This window comes from Malikia sp. (assembly GCF_028687635.1).
Lineage (GTDB): Bacteria > Pseudomonadota > Gammaproteobacteria > Burkholderiales > Burkholderiaceae_C > Malikia.
In genome coordinates this window covers 1-18,280 of the sequence record NZ_JAQTZS010000017.1, presented here as the reverse complement: position 1 = coordinate 18,280, position 18,280 = coordinate 1, and the positions used below count along the sequence as shown (strand labels likewise).

The window sequence follows — 18,280 nt, the reverse complement described above, 5'->3', positions numbered from 1 at the left end:
TTCACTGTAAAGAATCAGCAAAAATGTCAAAAATCGTCGTAGTGACTTCAGGCAAGGGCGGCGTCGGCAAGACCACCACCAGCGCCAGCTTCGCCACCGGTCTCGCAATCAAGGGATTCAAGACCGTCGTGATCGACTTTGACGTCGGCCTGCGCAACCTTGACCTGATCATGGGTTGCGAGCGCCGCGTGGTGTACGACTTCATCAACGTCATCCATGGCGAGGCCAACCTCAACCAGGCGCTGATCAAGGACAAGCTGTGCGATAACCTCTATGTGCTGGCGGCCAGCCAGACGCGCGACAAGGACGCGCTGACGCAGGATGGCGTGGGCCGGGTGCTGTCCGACCTGGGCGCCATGGGTTTCGAGTACATCGTCTGCGACTCGCCGGCTGGCATCGAGACCGGTGCCATGATGGCCATGCATTTCGCCGACGAGGCGCTGGTGGTGACCAACCCCGAGGTATCCTCGGTGCGCGACTCCGACCGCATCCTTGGCATGCTGGGCAGCAAGACCCAGCGCGCGATCCAGGGCAAGGACCCGATCAAGGAGCATCTGCTGGTCACGCGCTACAACCCGCTCCGGGTCGAGGAAGGCCAGATGCTCTCGCTGATGGACATCCACGACATCCTGCGCATCGACCTGATCGGCGTGATTCCCGAGAGCGATGTCGTGCTGCAGGCTTCGAACGAAGGCATGCCGGCGATCCACAAGCAGGGCAGCGACGTGTCCGAGTCCTACAAGGACGTGGTCGATCGCTTCCTCGGCCAGGAGCGGCCGCTGCGCTTCACCGAACCGGTCAAGCCGGGTTTCCTCCAGCGTCTGTTCGGTGGGAGGTGAGCGCCATGTCTTTCTTTTCCTTCCTGCTCGGCGAGAAGAAGAAAACCGCCTCGGTCGCCAAGGAGCGGCTGCAGATCATCCTGGCACACGAGCGCAGCGGTCGCAATACGGGCGTGCCCGACTATCTGCCCGCCCTGCAGCGCGACCTGATCGCGGTGATCAGCAAGTACATCCCGATCAACCCGGACGACATCAAGGTCCAGCTTGACCGCGAGGACAACCTGGAGGTGCTCGAAGTCAAGATCGAGCTGCCCGATCCGCGCTGAGCCTGCCTTGCCTGGCACCGTTCTCTATTCCCGCCTGGAGATGCGAATCTTGAAACGCCTGATCCCACTGCTGCTGGTCATGCTGTCCGCTTGTGCCGTTCCTCCGCCGGACCCCGTCCCGGCGCTGCTCCCGGCCCAGAACGCTGCCGTGCCGCTCGTGCGCGAGCAGGCCGATCCACCCCAGCCGCTGCTTGAACATCCTGGCCAGCCACCCGCCAATGGCTATGTCTGGATCGCCGGTCGCTGGGATCTGGCCGATGGACGCTACCGCTGGCAGCCCGGCAACTGGGCCGCGCCACGGCCGGGCCAGGTCTGGCAACCCCATGTCTGGCGCCTGGCCGGCGACCGCTGGCTGCAGGAAGGCGGACGCTGGGAGCCTGACGGCAACGGCTCGGCCCGACTGCGCCGGCACTGAAGCCCGACGCAAGCTGTTCCCAAGCGTCACAGCTGTAAGCAGCTGTTGCAGCCCCTTGCCCGGCGCGCGGCCGGTGCCGACAATGCCGGCATGACATCAGCCCGTGCCCGCCTGGCCCTTTGGTTCGCTGCCGCCGCTCTGGGGGGGTGCGCGGTGGTGCCGGCGTATGACTACGGCCCGCGCTACGATCCTGCGCCCGCCGTCACCGTCCATGCGGCACCCCCGGCTCCCCTGGTCGAATACCGCAGCCTGCCGCCCGCGTGGGGCTATGTCTGGCTCGATGGCTACTGGAATTGGGGTGGCGCCCGCTACACCTGGGTGCCGGGCCGCTGGCAGAACCCGCCACCGGGCCAGGTCTGGGTGCCGCGCGTCTGGCAGCGCGACGGCGAGCGCTGGCATTCCCACGGCGGTCATTGGCAACAGCACCGTGAAGACCGCCGTCCCCCGCCACCCTCCGTCTGGCCCCGTCGCGAATTCCAGCCGCAGCCCCAGCCGCTCCAGCGTCCACCCGAACCCTGGCATCGACAGGAGTGGCGCCCGGAGTCGCCGCCCGAGCCGCGGCGCAGGGCTGAAGTGCCGCCGCACCGTGTCCTGAGCGAGGCCCAGCGCATGGCGCCGGCGGTCGTGCGCCCCGAGCCACCGCCCAGGCCGGCCGAAGCCACTCCTCAGCGCAGGGGTGGCGAGGAAGGCCGGCGCATGGACCGCAGGCGGCCGGAGGATGGCGAGCCACGCGATCGGCGCTGAGTTGTCCCATGACAAGAATGCGATTGTCATATTTTACTTCCCGAAACTAGAATGAGGCCGCAGCATGGCCGGCTGGCTGTGCTGCGGTTTTCATCAAAACTCAGGGGGTAGGAAAATGGCAGCCAATCCAGGAACCGAACTGTCGAGTCTCAATTTCGGCAACATGATCGGGGGGCCGCTGTGCGCGGTCATCGAGGCGCAGACCCAGGCCGCGCGCGCCACGGCCGACTTCATCAAGACGGTGGGCTTCGACCAGGACAACAAGCCGGTCTACGTCGAGTTCAAGTACCCCAAGGAAGTCGCGCCCTACCAGCCCGCGGTCGAGGCCCATGTCGCCTCGGTCACCGTCACCAGCCAGGGCACGGGCTACGAGAGCGCCCCGACCGTCACCTTCTCGGCCGGCAGCGGCGAGACCGCCGCCCAGGGCCGGGCCGTGGTCGAGGATGGCAAGGTGGTGCGCATCGAGCTGACCGACGGCGGCAGCTACAGCTCGGCGCCGACCGTCACGCTGAGCGCGCCGACCAGTACTGGCGGCACCCAGGCGACGGCGACCGTGGGGTTCGCCACGCGCAAGGACGCCGTGGACGCCAAGTTCCAGGACATGAAGATCGAGGTGCCGCTGCTGACCATGCTGCCGATCCCCTTCATCCGGGTGGAAGAGGCGACCATCGACTTCAACGCCAAGATCAACTCGATCGAGACCCAGAGCGAGAGCAGCGACCTGGCCATTGGCGGCAACCTGGAAGTCAAGCAGCGCTGGCCCGGTGGCTCGGCCAAGCTCAACGTGTCCTGTTCGTACAAGAAGACGACCGCCAGCGGCAGCAACGTCGAGCGCACCTACTCGATGCACATCTTCGTCAAGGCCTCGCAGGACGAGATGCCGGCCGGCATGGAGAAGCTGCTCGGCGTGCTCGAGGGCGCCATGCGCTCCACTCCGGTCGGCGAAGTGAAGTAGGATGGATGAGTTGAATCCATCACTTCAATCCAGGACCGGAAAATGAGCGAGCTCAGCGAAACCCTAGGACATCTCCTGTGCGAGATCACCCGTGCCCGCATGGCGGCCGACCGCGAGTCGGTCCGGATCGCCAGGCAGTACGCCGAGGACGACGGGGGCTTGCTGCGCCATTTTCCGGTTCCGCGCATGCGCATGCCCCAGCTTGAGCTGACGCTGCCGGTGGTGGTCTCGCACATTCCGGAGGGCTATGTCGCCAAGGTGGCGCCCGACATGCTGGTGTCGGCCTTGTCCGCCAACCTCAAGGAGGCGCTCAAGGCCCAGTCCATCCATGTCAGCGCGACCGAGATCCGCAAGATCGTGCGCGCCGACGCCAATCTGAGCCAGGGCCTGGTCAGCGACCAGTTGACCAACTTGCTGACCGAGCAGTTGCACGACCACACGCGCCGGCTGGTCGAGCGCCAGGTCGCCAAGGCGGCGGCGGCCGGCAATGACGAGGCCGTGCAGGCGAGCCAGAGTGCCGAGCGCTTCAAGGAGATCGCCGCCATCATCCGCACCCAGGTCAACCGCACGCTGGACGCGCTGCCGCAGCGGCCGATCGGCATCAGCGTCGATGCGCGCACCCAGCAGGTCAAGGAGACCAATCAGGGCGGCAGCTTCTGCCTCAACCTCAGGCTCAACGTGACCGAGGAGGGGCTGGACATGCTGTTCGAGGACCCCACGCCCGGCCAGGACAAGCCGCCCGCGCTCAGCCGCCTGGTACCGGAGTAAGCCGGCATGCAGATCGTCGTGACAGCCTTTCTGGACGAGTCGCAGGCGCTGGTCGAGGAATCGATCCGGCTGGTTGATCTCTACCAGGACAAGCACCCTGACTTTCCGCAGCGGCTGATCGGCTGGCTGCGCCGGGCCGAGGCAACGCTCAGGCAGCACCGCCGCAGTCAGCTCGCGCCCTTGTCGGCGCTGCGTGCCCGGGCGCTGGCAGCGGTTGCCGGTGTGCACGAGGGGGCCGATCCGGCGGCGCGCCGACTGCAGGCGCGCAAGCAGACCGCCGGCGCCTGCGCGCTGCTGCTGGGACAGGCGCAGGGCCTGTTGCACGAGGCCCAGGCGGCGCTTGAGCCCAAGCGCGACGAGGCCGCGCGCCTGATCCAGCAGATGCTGCAGATCCTGCTGCAGGGCGGCGTTTTGCAGCCACTGCTGGCACAGGCTAGCGGACCGGCCGAGCGCCTGACCCTGGTCTGGCAGGCCTGCCAGACCCGGCCCGAGGTGGCCAACGGCGCGCGCCAGATCCTGGGCCTGGTGGCCTGGGCCGACGCGCTGCGCCTGATCGACGAGACGCTGGACGCCTGGCGGCTCTGAGCCGGTTCAGGCCGCCGCGCGCTGCAGCCGGTCGCGCACGCCATCCCAGGCGGCATCGGCGGGCGGGGTCTCGACCCAGATCAGCCGGGTGTCGGGCAGGTCGAGCTCGCGCAGCACCGCGAACAGTTCCTGCGCGCAGGCGTCGGCGCGGGTGGGCATGTAGCGCAGCAGCAGATGGCGGCTCGCGCTGCCGACTGGCTGCCGGGTGTAGATCGCGATTCCGCTGGCGTCGGCGCCGAGCAGGTCGAGCGCGGCCTGCATCTCGGCCAGCGGCATCAGTCGCACGCGCGCGGTCGGCGCGTAATGCGATTCCAGCGTACCGGATGCCTTGGGCGCGGCCTGGTCGCGCAGCGCGACCGGCTGGCCGATGGCGGCTTCCAGCGCCTCGATGCCGATCATGCCGGGGCGCAGCAGCACCGGGCGGCCACGGCTGCAGTCGACGATGGTCGACTCGATGCCGACCGGGCAGGGGCCGCCATCGAGAATCAGCAGCTCGTCATCCGACAGCAGGGCGTCGAACTCGTCGCGCACATGCTCGGCCGAGGTCGGGCTGACACGCCCGAAGCGGTTGGCGCTCGGTGCCGCGATGCCGTGGATGCCGATGGCAGCGCAGGCCTGCAGCAGCGCCTGCGCGACCGGATGCGCCGGACAGCGCAGGCCGATCGAGTCCTGGCCACCGGCCGATGCCGCGCCCACCCCAGGCTTGCGCGGCAGTATCAGCGTCAGCGGACCGGGCCAGAAGGCCTGCATCAGCTTGGACGCGAAGTCGGGCAGCTCGCGCGCGTAATGGTCGACGCCGGCCTGCCATTGCGCCGCACTGGCGCCAGCCAGATGCACGATCAGCGGGTGGTTCTTCGGTCGGCCCTTGGCGTCGAAGATGCGTCCCACCGCCCCGGCCTGGTCGGCATCCGCCGCCAGGCCGTAGACGGTCTCGGTCGGCAGGCCGACCAGGGCGCCAGCTTTCAAGGCCCGCGCGGCCTGCTCGACCGCCTGCTGTGCTTGAGCGAGCGCGGCTGCGTCGGCCTGCGCCGGTTGCAGCAGCGCGCGCGCGTCCAGCGTCAGCGCCATGGCGCCATGCCCAGCAGCTCGGCGCAGCGCAGCGCGGTGGCCTGCACCTGCTCGACGCTGGCGCCGGTCAGGTTGAGGTGGCCCATCTTGCGGCCCGCACGGGCCTGGAGCTTGCCGTACAGGTGCAGGTGCGCGCCCGGCAGCGCCAGGATCTGCGCCCAGGGCGGCTCGACCGGCTGGCCGTGCTGGAACCAGAGGTCGCCCAGCAGGTTCAGCATCACGGTCGGGCTGTGCAGGCGCGGCTGCACCAGCGGCAGGCCGGCCATCGCGCGCACCTGCAGCTCGAACTGCGAGCAGTCGCAGGCGTTGATGGTGTAGTGGCCGCTGTTGTGCGGGCGCGGCGCCATCTCGTTGACGATCAGGTCGCCATGCTCGCTGCCGTCGTCGATCACGAAGTATTCGACGCACAGCACGCCGACATAGCCGAGCTGGCGCGCGACCGTGGCGGTGGTGGCGATGGCGCGCTCGGCCAGCTCGGCCGGCACGTTGCCGTCGAACACCTCGGTCACGGCCAGGATGCCGTCGCGGTGCAGGTTGCGCTGGATCGGGAAGTTGACCACCTGGTCGTCGGCACCGCGCGCGACGATGACCGACAGCTCGGCCTTCAGCGGCAGCATCTTTTCCAGCACGCAGGCGACGCGGCCCATGCCGTCCCAGGCGGCGGCGAGCTCGGCGCGGTCCTTCACGCGGGCCTGGCCCTTGCCGTCGTAGCCCAGGCGGGCGGTCTTGAGGATGCCGGGCAGCAGGTCATCGCCGACGGCGGCCAGGTCGGCCTCGGTCTCGATCGCGGCATGGGGCGCGGGGCCGACGCCGCCGGACTGCGCGCAGGCGACGAAATGCGCCTTCTCGGCGATGCGGTCCTGCGCCACCGCCACCGCGCTGGCGGCCGGTGCGACCGGGCGTGTCGCGGCCAGGGTCTGCAGCGCGGGGGCGGGCACGTTCTCGAACTCGGTCGTGATCGCGTCGCAGTGCTCGGCGAGTTCGGCCAGTCCGGCCGGGTCTTCGTAGCCGGTCTGGATGTGGAAATGGCTGACCAGTCCGGCCGGGCTGACCGGGTCGGCGTCGAGCACGGCGGTGTAGTAGCCCATCTCCTGCGCGGCCTGCACGAACATGCGGCCGAGCTGGCCGCCGCCCATCACGCCCAGGGTCGCGATCCGGCCTTCGGCGTTGACCGAGCCGGGCAGCAGGGTCTTGACGGCGCTCATGCCTGGCCCACCGGCGGCAGGGTCATGGCGCGCGCGGCCTCGGTCTGGGCGGCGCGGAAGGCTTCGAGCTTGTCGCGCAGCGCTGCGTCCTCGTTGGCCAGCATGGCGACCGCGAACAGCGCCGCGTTGGCGGCACCGGCGGCACCGATGGCGAAGGTCGCGACCGGAATACCCTTGGGCATCTGCACGATGCTGTGCAGCGAATCCACGCCCGACAGCGCCTTGGACTGCACCGGCACGCCGAGCACCGGCACCACGGTCTTGGCCGCCAGCATGCCCGGCAGATGGGCCGCACCGCCGGCACCGGCGACGATGGCCTTGAGGCCACGGCCGACCGCGGCTTCGGCGTAGGCGAACATGTCGTCGGGCATGCGATGCGCCGACACGACCTTGGCCTCGCAGGCGATGCCGAACTGTTGGAAAATCTCTACCGCGTGCTTCATGGTGTCCCAATCACTGTTGGAACCCATCACCACGCCCACCTTGATTGCTTCGCTCACAAGCCACTCCAAAAGTTGCGATTTTACTTTTGGCCCCCAGATAAGGGGCAAAATCCTTGCAATCGGCCTGGCTGACCCGCCGCCGGCTTTTACCTTCGACCTCAACGCGCCATTCCATGATCGACGTCAACCTTGTCAATTTCGAAGCCGAAGTCATCAATGCCTCGTTCCGGGTGCCAGTGCTGCTGGACATCTGGGCCGAATGGTGTGGCCCCTGCAAGCAGCTGGGTCCGCGGCTCGAACAGCTGGAGACCGAGCAAGGCGGCCGCTTCGTGCTGGCCAAGCTCGACGCCGACAAGACGCCCGAAATCGCCGGTCAGCTGTCGGAGATGTTCGGCGTGCGCAGCATCCCGTTCTGCGTGCTGTTCAAGGACGGCCAGCCGGTCGATGGCTTCGTGGGTGCCTTGCCGCCGGAGCAGTTGCGCACCTTCCTGGCCAAGCACCTGCCCGCCGCCGAGCAGCAGGCGGAGGTCGAGGAAGAAGCCGAAGTCCGGCTCGATGCGGAACCGGCCCAGGCGGCCGATGGCCGCTCGGTGCAGGAGCAGATGGCCGACGCGCTGGCGCAGAACCCCGGCAATGACGACCTGCGCTTCGACTACGTCAAGCGGCTGATCAGTCACGGCCAGCTGGCCGAGGCCGCCGCCGCGCTGGCGCCCGCGATGGGCCAGATCCCGCTGCAGCTGCGCTTCGAGGCGCTGCAGCAATGGCTCAACGCGCTCGAATTCGTCAGCAACGACCCGCGCGGCCAGTGGCGGCTGGAGCAGTTCGACGAGGCGATCGCGGCCAACAAGCGCGACTTCGACAGCCGCTTCGCCAAGAGCCGGCTGCTGATCGCCCAGGACGACTGGCAGGCCGCGATGGAGGAGCTGCTCGAAATCATCATGCGCGACAAGAAATGGGCCGACGAGGCGCCGCGCAAGACCTATGTCGCGCTGCTGGAGCTGCTGACGCCCCCGAAGCCGAAGGCCGATCCCGGTGCGGCGGGCAAGGGCGCCGGCGGCATCGAGATCGCGGCTCCGGTCGTGCAGCAGCAGGACCCGCAGGCCGAGCTGGTGGCGCGCTACCGCCGCAAGCTCAGCATGGCGCTGAACTGATCGCACCCATCCGGTGAGAACCCTGCGTTACGTCGACGTCGACCGGCTCGATACCTGGACCCGCTACCGCGGCGGCCTGTGCGACAACTGCGTCGCCAACTGCTGCACCATGCCGGTCGAGGTCAGGTTGCCCGACCTGGTACGGCTGGAGCTGGTCGACCCCTTCGAGGCCGAGCACGAGGAACCCAAGCAGATCGCCAAGCGCCTGAGCAAGGCCGGGCTGATCGACCACTTCAACTTCCGCAACAGCATTTTCACGCTGGCGCGCCGGGCCAGCGGGGATTGCCAGTTCCTCGACGCCAGGACGCGCCGCTGCACCGTCTACGACAAGCGCCCCGGCACCTGCCGCCTGCACCCGCAGGTGGGACCGCGACCGAACCATTGTCCGTACGAGGCGCGCGGCAAGGCCGGCTGAACCGCTCCGGCTTGTGTCATAATCGAAGACTTGGCCCGGTAGCTCAGTTGGTAGAGCAGCGGATTGAAAATCCGCGTGTCGATGGTTCGATTCCGTCCCAGGCCACCAGATAAAAAGCCCGCAGTTGCATTCGCGACTGCGGGCTTTTGGTTTTCAAGCTTCCAGTTCCAGCAGCAGCGCCTTGGCCGGCACGGCATCGCCAGGCTTGACATGGATGGTCTTGACCGTCGCCTCGCGCTCGGCCACCACCAGGCTCTCCATCTTCATCGCCTCGATGCTGACCAGCATATCGCCCTTGAGCACGCGCTGGCCTTCCTTGACTGCCAGCCGCGCGACCGTGCCCGGCATCGGTGACGGCACATGGGCCGGGTTGTCCTCCTCGGCCTGGGGCAGCGACTTGGTGCTGACCGCCGCGCCCAGCAGCGCCACCCGCACCATGCGCGGCTGGCCGTTGAGCTCGAAGAACAGCCGGCACCTGCCCTCGTCGTCGGCCGGCGTGCGGCCCTCGATGCGCAGGTGCAGCGTCTTGCCCTTCTCGATCGTGACCGCGATCTCCTCGTGGTCCTGCAGGCCGTAGAAATAGGCCGGCGTCGGGATCAAGCTGACATCGCCATACTGGCCGCGCTGGCGGCTGTAGGTCTGGTAGACCTTGGGGTACATCAGGTAGGAGGCCAGCTCCTGGTCGTTGACGGCGTGGCCGACGAGTTTCTGCGCCTGCTCGCGCGCGGCCTCCAGGTCCACGGCGGGCAGGTGCTCGCCGGGGCGGCCGGTCAGCGGCGCGTGGCCCCTGAGCACCTTGCGCTGCAGCGCCTCGGGGAAGCCGTCTGCGGGGAAGCCGAGCTCGCCGCGCATCAGCTGCACCACCGACTCGGGGAAGGCGATCTCGCGCTCGGGGTTGAGCACGTCCTCGGGCGTCAGGTCGTTGGCGACCATGAACAGCGCCAGGTCGCCCACCACCTTGGAAGTCGGCGTGACCTTGACGATGTCGCCGAACAGCAGGTTGACCTGGGCATAGGCCTCGGCGATATCCGGCCAGCGCGGCTCCAGCCCCATCGAGCGGGCCTGCTCGCGCAGGTTGGTGTACTGGCCGCCGGGCATCTCGTGGCGATACACGTCCGAGGTGCCACAGCGGATCTCGCTCTCGAACGGCGCGTAGTAGCGCCGCACCCCTTCCCAGTAGTGCGACAGGCCGCGCAGCGCGCTGGGGTCGAGCTGGGTGTCGCGCGCCGAGCCTTCCAGCGCCGCGACGATGCTGCCCAGGTTCGGCTGCGAGGTCAGGCCGCTCATGGCGTCGAGCGCGCCATCGACGATGTCACAGCCGGCCTCGATCGCCGCCAGCACGCTGGCGCCGGCCAGCCCGCTGGTGTCGTGGGTGTGGAAGTGGATCGGCAGGCCGGTCTCTTCCTTCAGGGCCTTGACCAGGGCGGAGGCCGCGCGTGGGCGGCAGACGCCGGCCATGTCCTTGATCGCCAGCACATGGGCGCCGGCCTTCTCCAGCGCCTTGGCCATCCGGACGTAGTAGGCCAGGTCGTACTTCGAGCGGTTCTGGTCGAACAGGTCGCCGGTGTAGCAGATCGCGGCCTCGCACAGGCTGCCGGTCTCGTTGACCGCGTCCATCGCCACCCGCATGTTGTCGACCGAATTGAGCGAGTCGAAGACGCGGAAGACATCGATGCCGCCCTGGGCCGCCTGCTGCACGAAGAACTTGACCACGTTGTCGGGGTAGTTGGTGTAGCCGACCGCGTTGGAGGCGCGCAGCAGCATCTGCAGCAGCATGTTGGGCGCGGCGGCGCGGATCTGCGCCAGACGCTGCCAGGGGTCCTCGCCCAGGAAGCGCATCGCCACGTCGAAGGTGGCGCCGCCCCAGCATTCGAGCGAGAACAGCTCGGGTGCCAGGCGCGCGTAGTGCGGCGCGATCTCCAGCATGTCGTGGGTGCGCATGCGGGTGGCCAGCAAGGACTGGTGCGCGTCGCGCATGGTGGTGTCGGTCAGCAGCACGCGCTGCTGGGCCTTGATCCACTGGGCGAAGCCCACCGGACCCAGGCTCTTGAGCCGGTCGCGCATGCCCTGCGGCGGCGGCCGCGTCAGGTCGCAGGCCGGCTTGATGGGCGCGGGCAGCGGCAGGCTCGGCAGGCTGCGGCCCTTCATCTCGGAGTGGCCGTTGACGCTGACCTCGCCCAGGTACTTGAGCAGCTTGGTCGCGCGGTCGTGCCGCGGCTTTACCTTGAGCAGCTCGGGCGTCTGGTCGATGAAGCGTGTCGTGCAGGCCCCGCTCTTGAACAGCGGATGCGCGATCAGGTTCTCTAGGAAGGCCAGGTTGGTCGCCACGCCACGGATGCGGAATTCGCGCAGCGCGCGGTCCATGCGCGCGGTCGCGTTGTCGGCGCTCGAACCCCAGGTCGTGACCTTGACCAGCAGGCTGTCGTAGTGCGGCGTGATGACGGCGCCCGAATAGGCCGTGCCGCCGTCGAGGCGCACGCCGAAGCCGCCGGGCGAGCGGTAGGTCGACAGCTGCCCATGGTCGGGCGCGAAGCCTTTCTCGGGGTCCTCGGTGGTGACGCGGCATTGCAGCGCGTGGCCATTGAGGCGGATCTCGTCCTGGGCCGGCACGACGGCGCCGGCCACGCCGATCTCGGCGCCCTGGCTGATCGCGATCTGCGCCTTGACCAGGTCGATGCCGGTGATCGCCTCGGTCACGGTGTGCTCGACCTGGATGCGCGGGTTGACCTCGATGAAGTAGAAGGCGCCGCTGTCGGCGTCCATCAGGAACTCGACCGTGCCGGCGTGGGTGTAGTTGACCGCGCGACCGATCTTGAGCGCGGCCTCGCACAGCGCCTGGCGGGTGGCGGGGTCCAGGTAGGGCGCCGGTGCCCGCTCGACCACCTTCTGGTTGCGCCGCTGCACCGTGCAGTCGCGCTCGAACAGGTGCAGCAGGTGGCCGTGGCGGTCACCCAGCAGCTGGACCTCGACATGGCGCGCGCGCTGCACCAGCTTTTCGAGGTAGATCTCGTCGTTGCCGAAGGCCGTCTGCGCTTCCCGGCGCGCCACCGGCATCTGGGTGAGGAGCTCCTGCTCGTTCTGGATGATGCGCATGCCGCGTCCGCCGCCGCCCCAGCTGGCCTTGAGCATGACGGGGTAGCCGACCTCGGCGGCGGCGGCCAGCGCCTCGTCGGGATCGTGGGACAGCGGCGGCGTCGCCGGCATCACCGGCACCCCGACCGACTGCGCCAGGTTGCGCGCGGCCACCTTGTTGCCCAGGGTGCGCATGACGTCGCCCTGGGGGCCGATGAAGGCGATGCCGGCGGCCGCGCAGGCGTCGGCGAAGTCGGGGTTCTCGGACAGGAAGCCGTAGCCGGGGTGGATCGCGTCCACCTTGGCTTCCCTGGCCACGCGGATGATCTCGGCGATGTCGAGATAGGCCGCGATCGGCTTCTGGCCGGCGCCCACCAGATAGGTCTCGTCGGCCTTGGTGCGGTGCAGCGCGAAGCGGTCCTCGTGCGAGTAGACCGCCACCGTGCGCAGCCCCATCTCGGTGGCGGCCCGCATCACGCGGATGGCGATCTCGCCTCGGTTGGCGACCAGCAGCGACTTGATGCTTGAATTTTTCATGATGGATCATTCTGTCCGGGTAGCCTCAATCCGACAATCAAATTCGGTTAACAAATTTCATTCATGCGTTTACAAAGCCCGTGTCCGCGCATGAGCGAGCCAGGCTGATCACGCCGGCCTTGTGCACCAAAATCAAGCAAGACTGCTTTTTTGCACCAATCATGTGCATCAGCTCCTGTTTTGAGCCGTTCTGGCGAATCAGGTGTGGGAAAATCACCAGCTGGTTCAACTAGCGCACCCCACGGATCACTCATGACGACCGCCAGCCTCGCCCAGTTTCTCGCCACGGTCAACGACCGCAACCCCGGCCAGCCCGAATTCATGCAGGCGGTCACCGAGGTCATGGAAAGCCTCTGGCCCTTCATCGAGAAGCATCCCCAGTATGCCGAGCAGGCCCTGCTGGAGCGCCTGGTCGAGCCCGAGCGCGTGGTGATGTTCCGTGTCTCCTGGGTCGATGACCAGGGCCGGGTGCAGGTCAACAAGGGCTACCGCATCCAGCACAGCATGTCGATCGGCCCCTACAAGGGCGGTCTGCGCTTTCACCCGTCGGTCAACCTGTCGGTGCTCAAGTTCCTGGCATTCGAGCAGACCTTCAAGAACGCCTTGACCACGCTGCCCATGGGCGGCGGCAAGGGCGGCTCCGACTTCGACCCCAAGGGCAAGAGCAGCGGCGAGATCATGCGTTTCTGCCAGGCCTTCGCGTCCGAGCTGTTCCGCCATGTCGGCCCCGACACCGACGTGCCGGCGGGCGACATCGGCGTCGGTGGCCGCGAGGTCGGCTTCATGGCCGGCATGTACAAGAAGCTGGCCAACAACGCGGCCAGCGTGTTCACCGGCAAGGGCCTGAGCTTTGGTGGTTCGCTGATCCGCCCCGAAGCCACCGGCTACGGCACCGTCTATTTCGCCGATGAAATGCTCAAGACCCGCGGCAAGTCCTTTGAAGGACTGCGCGTTTCGGTGTCGGGTTCGGGCAACGTGGCCCAGTACGCGGTCGCGAAAGCCATGGCGCTGGATGCCAAGGTCGTCACCGTGTCCGACTCCAGCGGCACCGTGGTGGACGAAGACGGCTTCACCCCCGAGAAGCTGACCCTCCTGATGAAGGTCAAGAACCAGGACTACGGCCGCGTGAGCGACTACGCCCGCCTGGTTGGTGCCAAATTCGAGGCTGGCCTGCGCCCCTGGCATGTGCCGGTCGACGTGGCGCTGCCCTGTGCCACCCAGAACGAACTGGACGAAAGCGACGCCAGGACGCTGATCGCCAACGGCGTGTTCTGCGTGGCCGAAGGCGCCAACATGCCCTCCACCATCGGCGCGGCCAAGGCCTTCGAGGCCGCTGGCGTGCTGTACGCCCCGGGCAAGGCCTCGAACGCCGGTGGCGTGGCCACCTCGGGCCTGGAGATGAGCCAGAACGCCCTGCGCATGTCGTGGAGCCGTGAAGAGGTGGATGGACACCTGCTCGACATCATGAAGAACATCCATGCCGCCTGCCTGAAATACGGCCAGCGCGACGATGGCAGCGTGAGCTATATCGACGGCGCCAACATTGCCGGCTTCGTCAAGGTGGCCGATGCCATGCTGGCCCAGGGCGTGATCTGAACCTCACCGCGCCGAGCGCCGAGCCGCCTGCGGGCGGCTTTTTTCGTCTGCCGCTTTACGGCTTTTTCTGGGTCAGCGTGAGCAGGATGTCGGCGTACCAGGCGCAGTTCAGGCCCAGTGATTCGTCCAGCTCCCGGTCGCGGTTGCCCATGTCCATGCGGGACGAATGCACCCCCAGCAGGCGCCAGGGCAGCTCGCGGCTGGCCGGTCCGGGTGAGGGATTACGCATCACGACTGGCGCGCCACTGGTGCCGCGATGGGTGCGCGCGTCGGTCAGGAAGAAGCCGCGCCCCTGAAAACGGATGCCGAACGGCGACGCGATGACGGCATGGCGCAGCACCGGCAGCTGGTGCACCGTGTCCCGGAAACCCAGCGGAAAACCCGCGATGCACAGCGCCGCATCGGCCGGCACCGCATCAAAGGACGGCGGCAGATGTTCGGGCGTGAAGGCAATCACGATGGCGCCTTCCGGCAGGGCCTGGCGATCGACCTGCAGCACCGCGACATCGATGTCGCCGCCACTGTCCTGCCCCTGGTGCCAGACGGCGGTCCCCTTCTCATAGAGCGGGATCGAGCAGCTGGTGTAGCGGGTGAGGTCCCTGGCGTCCAGGTGCAGCACGATCTCGATCCGGTCCGGGTAGTGATGGCTGGCCTTGTCGACCAGGACATGGCGGCTGGTCACCAGGTAGAGCCGATCCTCGCGCTGGAAGAAGAAGCCGCTGGCGTTGGTCAGCGCCCGGCTGCCGTCATAGGTGGTGATGCCAGCGGTCGCCAGGAACAGCGGGTCCACGGCGGGTCGGCTGGCCATCGGATCCTTGGGCTGTGAGGTTTTCATCGGGATCAGAACGTGGTCCAGTCGTCATCATCATCAGGCACCTTGGCTGCTCCCGACCCAAGCGCCGGAGCCGATGGTGACTCGGTCACTCGGGCCGGCGGGCTGGCCGCGGGCCGGGGTGCCGGCCGCGAAACGGGTGGTCGGTACACCGTCGAGGGGCGGATGACCGCTGCGCCACCGGCTCCCGAGCTGCCAGGCGCCAACTTGAACACCGCGACGGCTTGCACCAGGTCGTGGGCCTGCTGCTTGAGGCTTTCGGCGGCGGCCGCGCTTTCCTCGACCAGCGCGGCGTTCTGCTGGGTCACGCGGTCCATCTGGGTCACGGCGTTGCTGACCTGGGCGACGTTGCTGCTTTGCTCGTTGCTGGCGACATTGATCTCGTTCATCAGGTCGGTCACGCGCTTGATCGAGGTGACGACCTCGCTCATCGTGGTGCCCGCCTGATCGACCAGCACCGTGCCGCGCCCGACACGCTCGACGCTGGTCGTGATCAGGGTCTTGATTTCCTTGGCCGCATCGGCGCTGCGCTGCGCGAGGCTGCGCACCTCGCTCGCGACCACGGCGAAGCCACGTCCCTGCTCGCCCGCGCGCGCGGCCTCGACCGCCGCGTTGAGCGCGAGGATGTTGGTCTGGAACGCGATGCCGTCGATCACGTTGATGATGTCGGCGATCCGTTTCGAGGCCTCGTTGATGCTCTTCATCGTGTCGACCACCTGGTCGACCACCACGCCACCCTGGGTCGCCACGCTCGATGCCCCCAGCGCCAGCTGAGTGGCCTGCTTGACGTTGTCGGCGTTCTGGCGCGCGGTGCTGCCCAGCTCCTCCATCGAGGCGGAGGTTTCCTCCAGCGCGCTGGCCTGCTCCTCGGTGCGCTGGCTCATGTCGAGGTTGCCGTGGGCAATCTGCTCGCTGACGCTGGCCACGGTTTCGGCGTTCTGGCGCATGTGAGTGACGGTGCGCGCCAGGTTGTCCTTCATATGGGACACGGCCTGGACCAGCTGCGCGATCTCGTCGCTGCCCTCGGCGTGCAGCGTGATCGTCAGGTCACCCTCGGCCAGTCGCTCCACGGCGACCTGCGCCTGGGTCAGTGGCCGCGTCACCGAACGGGCGATCAGCAGCGCCGAGAGGCCGCCCAGCGCCAGCGCCAAGGCCCCCAATCCTGTCAGGGTGAACTTGGCGGTGTCGTAGGCCGCGTCCGCGTCCTGGACCTTGGCCTGGCCCACCGTTTCGTTGTGGTCCCACATCGCCTCCAGACTGCGCAAGGCGGCATCGAAAGCCTTGAGCCCGTCGGTCGCGAACAGGCTCCTGGCCTTCTCCATCGCGGTCGGGTCGGTCGCCGTCTGACGCGACAGCGGCTGGAGCTTGTCCCAGATCACCAGATAAGCCGCCACCCTGGACTGGGCCTGGAGCCAGCGCTGCCTGTCCTCGTTGTCCGCCACCAATTTCTCGTAGGACGCCAGGGCGCTGTTGAGTTGCTCGCGCTTGCTGGCGATGCGCTGCTCGAAGGCGGTCATTTCCTCTTCCGAGTTGGCCAGGATATGGTTGGCTTCGGCGCGACGGATGTTTTCCAGATCGCCACGGACCGCCGACACGACGTCCAGCGAAGGCTGGATGTTCTCGAAATAGTAACGCCCGTTGTCATTGACGCGCTTGATCAGGATGCCCGCGGTCAGCGCGATCGTGAGCAGGAGCGCCAGCACCAGCGCGAAGCCAGTCCCGAGGCGCGTCGCGACCCTGAAATCAGAAAGTCTCATAATGGCCTATTCTTCTGAAAATAAATTGAACAATGCACAGCAGGTCCACATCATACGGGTAGGGCCATCCTGCTTTCAAAGTTTGGTCATGGCCGTCGTGGCGGGTGTCGCAATGGGACAATGGCGCAGCTTGTTCCCTCTTTTCTGACCCCATTTCATGCTGCTGCTCCATTCCCGTCTCGACGCCGCCATCATCGATCTCGATGGCACCCTGGTCGATACCCAGGGTGACTTTGTCGTGGCGCTGGGCCTGACGCTGGACGGACTGGGCCTGCGGCGCGTGGAGCGCGAATTCGTCGCGCGCACCGTGGGCAAGGGCAGCGAACATCTGCTGCGCCAGACGCTGGCCGAGGTCGGCGGCGATCCCGCCCTGTACCAGGCGGCCTGGGAGGCCTACCAGCGCCATTACCTGGCCATCAACGGCAGCGCATCCGAGCTTTACGAGGGTGTGACCGAGGGCCTGCAGGCGCTGCGTGATGCCGGTTTGCGGCTGGCCTGTCTGACCAACAAGCCGCTGGCCTTCGCGCGGCCGCTGTTGGCGGCCAAGGGGCTGGATGGCTATTTCGAGTTCGTCTTTGGCGGTGATTCGTTCGCGCGCAAGAAGCCCGATCCGCTGCCGCTGCTGGAGACCTGCCGCGCGCTTGGCACCCCGCCGGCGCGCACGCTGATGGTCGGCGACTCGCGCAATGACGCCGAGGCCGCGCACGCGGCCGGCTGCCCGGTCGCGCTGGTGACCTACGGCTACAACCACGGCGAGCCGATCGGGCAGGTACCGGCCCTGGCCTACCTGGAGCGGATCGGCCAGTTGCTGGGCTGAACGCTCAGCCCAGGATGATCAGCCCAGCACCCGCTCCAGCGCTTCCTGGTACTTGGCGGCGGTCTGGCTGATGACTTCCCGTGGCAGGCGCGGCGCCGGGGCGGTCTTGTTCCAGGGCTGGCCGTTGACGGTCGCGGTCTCCAGCCAGTCGCGCAGGAACTGCTTGTCGAAGCTCGGCGGGTTGCTGCCTTCGACATAGCTGTCGGCTGGCCAGTAGCGCGAGCTGTCCGGGGTCAGCACCTCGTCCATCAGCACCAGGGTGCCGTCGGTGTCGAGGCCGAACTCGAACTTGGTGTCGGCGATGATGATGCCCTTGGTGGCGGCGAAGTCGCGCGCGGCCTGGTAGAGCCGGATCGAGATCTCGCGGATCTTGCCGGCCAGCTCGGGGCCGATCATCTCGACCGTCTTCTCGAAGGTGATGTTCTCGTCATGCTCGCCGACCTCGGCCTTGGCGGCCGGGGTGTAGATCGGCTCGGGCAGCTTGGACGCGTTGCGCAGGCCTTCGGGCAGGGCCACGCCGCAGACCGAGCGGCTTTCCTGGTATTCCTTCCAGCCGCTGCCGGCCAGGTAGCCGCGCACCACCGCCTCGACCGGGATCGGCTTCAGGCGCTTGACCAGCATCGAGCGGCCGGCGACCAGGGGCTTTTCCTCGTCGCTGACCACGCTGGTCGGGTCCTGGCCGGTCAGGTGGATCGGGCAGATGTTCTGGCCGTTCGGGCCCAGCAGGTCGAACCAGAACAGGCTCAGGCGGGTCAGCAGCTCGCCCTTGCCGGGAATCGGCTCGCCCATGATGACGTCGAAGGCGCTGATGCGGT

General features: G+C 67.7%; 19 protein-coding genes and 1 tRNA gene. 12 read left to right on the top strand and 8 right to left on the bottom strand.

The features are described 5' to 3' along the window. The first annotated feature begins 23 nt into the window (after positions 1–23). The 7 genes from minD (at position 24) to PHR85_RS10670 (ending at position 4,572) form a co-directional block, all read left to right on the top strand. Positions 24–839, top strand: a complete 816-nt coding sequence (gene minD / locus PHR85_RS10700; protein ID WP_300054107.1) for a septum site-determining protein MinD — start codon at positions 24–26, stop codon at positions 837–839. A 5-nt stretch (positions 840–844) separates the two neighbouring features. Continuing rightward, entirely contained in the window at positions 845–1,105 is a 261-nt protein-coding gene (gene minE / locus PHR85_RS10695) for a cell division topological specificity factor MinE (protein ID WP_300054104.1), read from the top strand. Positions 1,106–1,154: 49 nt separating this feature from the next. Beyond that, a complete protein-coding gene (locus PHR85_RS10690; protein ID WP_300054102.1) occupies positions 1,155–1,520 on the top strand; it encodes a YXWGXW repeat-containing protein in 366 nt (121 codons plus the stop codon). A 90-nt stretch (positions 1,521–1,610) separates the two neighbouring features. Next, positions 1,611–2,264 (top strand): hypothetical protein, encoded by a 654-nt coding sequence (locus PHR85_RS10685; RefSeq protein WP_300054099.1) that lies wholly within the window; start codon positions 1,611–1,613, stop codon positions 2,262–2,264. Positions 2,265–2,379: 115 nt separating this feature from the next. Then, positions 2,380–3,219, top strand: a complete 840-nt coding sequence (locus tag PHR85_RS10680; protein ID WP_300054097.1) for a DUF2589 domain-containing protein — start codon at positions 2,380–2,382, stop codon at positions 3,217–3,219. Between the two features lie 42 nt (positions 3,220–3,261). Beyond that, the gene (locus PHR85_RS10675) at positions 3,262–3,987 is read left to right on the top strand and encodes a hypothetical protein (protein ID WP_300054094.1); all 726 of its coding nucleotides are present in this window, start codon (positions 3,262–3,264) and stop codon (positions 3,985–3,987) included. A gap of 6 nt (positions 3,988–3,993) precedes the next feature. Then, complete coding sequence (locus tag PHR85_RS10670; RefSeq protein ID WP_300054092.1) at positions 3,994–4,572, top strand: hypothetical protein; 579 nt, start codon at positions 3,994–3,996, stop codon at positions 4,570–4,572. A 6-nt stretch (positions 4,573–4,578) separates the two neighbouring features. Here the strand turns inward: PHR85_RS10670 and PHR85_RS10665 are convergent, their stop codons facing one another. From PHR85_RS10665 to purE, 3 genes are read right to left on the bottom strand one after another with little or no spacing between them, the layout of a single operon-like run. Next, on the bottom strand, positions 4,579–5,640 hold the full coding sequence (locus PHR85_RS10665; RefSeq protein WP_300054089.1) for an L-threonylcarbamoyladenylate synthase: 1,062 nt from the start codon (positions 5,638–5,640) through the stop codon (positions 4,579–4,581). Then, positions 5,631–6,845, bottom strand: a complete 1,215-nt coding sequence (locus PHR85_RS10660; protein WP_300054087.1) for a 5-(carboxyamino)imidazole ribonucleotide synthase — start codon at positions 6,843–6,845, stop codon at positions 5,631–5,633. The genes PHR85_RS10665 and PHR85_RS10660 overlap by 10 nt, the downstream gene beginning before the upstream one ends. Further along, positions 6,842–7,345 (bottom strand): 5-(carboxyamino)imidazole ribonucleotide mutase, encoded by a 504-nt coding sequence (purE, locus tag PHR85_RS10655; protein ID WP_300054085.1) that lies wholly within the window; start codon positions 7,343–7,345, stop codon positions 6,842–6,844. Before purE ends, PHR85_RS10660 begins: the two co-directional genes overlap by 4 nt. Before the next feature lie 116 nt (positions 7,346–7,461). Between purE and PHR85_RS10650 the strand changes: the two genes are divergently transcribed. The 3 genes from PHR85_RS10650 (at position 7,462) to PHR85_RS10640 (ending at position 8,962) form a co-directional block, all read left to right on the top strand. Then, entirely contained in the window at positions 7,462–8,439 is a 978-nt protein-coding gene (locus tag PHR85_RS10650) for a tetratricopeptide repeat protein (protein ID WP_300054083.1), read from the top strand. Positions 8,440–8,452: 13 nt separating this feature from the next. Beyond that, positions 8,453–8,854: a YkgJ family cysteine cluster protein gene (locus PHR85_RS10645; protein ID WP_300054080.1), complete on the top strand. Its 402-nt coding sequence runs from the start codon at positions 8,453–8,455 to the stop codon at positions 8,852–8,854. Positions 8,855–8,886: 32 nt separating this feature from the next. Next, positions 8,887–8,962, top strand: a tRNA-Phe gene (locus tag PHR85_RS10640). A 45-nt stretch (positions 8,963–9,007) separates the two neighbouring features. Here the strand turns inward: PHR85_RS10640 and PHR85_RS10635 are convergent. Beyond that, positions 9,008–12,463, bottom strand: coding sequence for a pyruvate carboxylase (locus PHR85_RS10635; RefSeq protein WP_300054077.1), 3,456 nt, complete (start codon positions 12,461–12,463; stop codon positions 9,008–9,010). 61 nt (positions 12,464–12,524) lie between these two features. Further along, positions 12,525–12,692 (bottom strand): hypothetical protein, encoded by a 168-nt coding sequence (locus PHR85_RS10630; RefSeq protein WP_300054075.1) that lies wholly within the window; start codon positions 12,690–12,692, stop codon positions 12,525–12,527. Between the two features lie 23 nt (positions 12,693–12,715). Here PHR85_RS10630 and gdhA point away from each other — a divergent pair, with 23 nt between their 5' ends. Continuing rightward, the gene (gene gdhA, locus PHR85_RS10625; RefSeq protein ID WP_300054072.1) at positions 12,716–14,059 is read left to right on the top strand and encodes an NADP-specific glutamate dehydrogenase; all 1,344 of its coding nucleotides are present in this window, start codon (positions 12,716–12,718) and stop codon (positions 14,057–14,059) included. A 55-nt stretch (positions 14,060–14,114) separates the two neighbouring features. Here the strand turns inward: gdhA and PHR85_RS10620 are convergent, their stop codons facing one another. Together PHR85_RS10620 and PHR85_RS10615 are read right to left on the bottom strand one after the other, a co-directional pair. Further along, the gene (locus PHR85_RS10620; RefSeq protein WP_300054070.1) at positions 14,115–14,894 is read right to left on the bottom strand and encodes a serine protease; all 780 of its coding nucleotides are present in this window, start codon (positions 14,892–14,894) and stop codon (positions 14,115–14,117) included. Between the two features lie 5 nt (positions 14,895–14,899). Further along, positions 14,900–16,648: a methyl-accepting chemotaxis protein gene (locus PHR85_RS10615; RefSeq protein WP_300054067.1), complete on the bottom strand. Its 1,749-nt coding sequence runs from the start codon at positions 16,646–16,648 to the stop codon at positions 14,900–14,902. 157 nt (positions 16,649–16,805) lie between these two features. Here PHR85_RS10615 and gph point away from each other — a divergent pair, with 157 nt between their 5' ends. Continuing rightward, a complete protein-coding gene (gph, locus tag PHR85_RS10610) occupies positions 16,806–17,465 on the top strand; it encodes a phosphoglycolate phosphatase (RefSeq protein ID WP_300054064.1) in 660 nt (219 codons plus the stop codon). Between the two features lie 18 nt (positions 17,466–17,483). Here the strand turns inward: gph and PHR85_RS10605 are convergent. Beyond that, the coding region (locus PHR85_RS10605; RefSeq protein ID WP_300054061.1) for a phosphoribosylaminoimidazolesuccinocarboxamide synthase at positions 17,484–18,280 on the bottom strand (797 nt) is incomplete at its 5' end.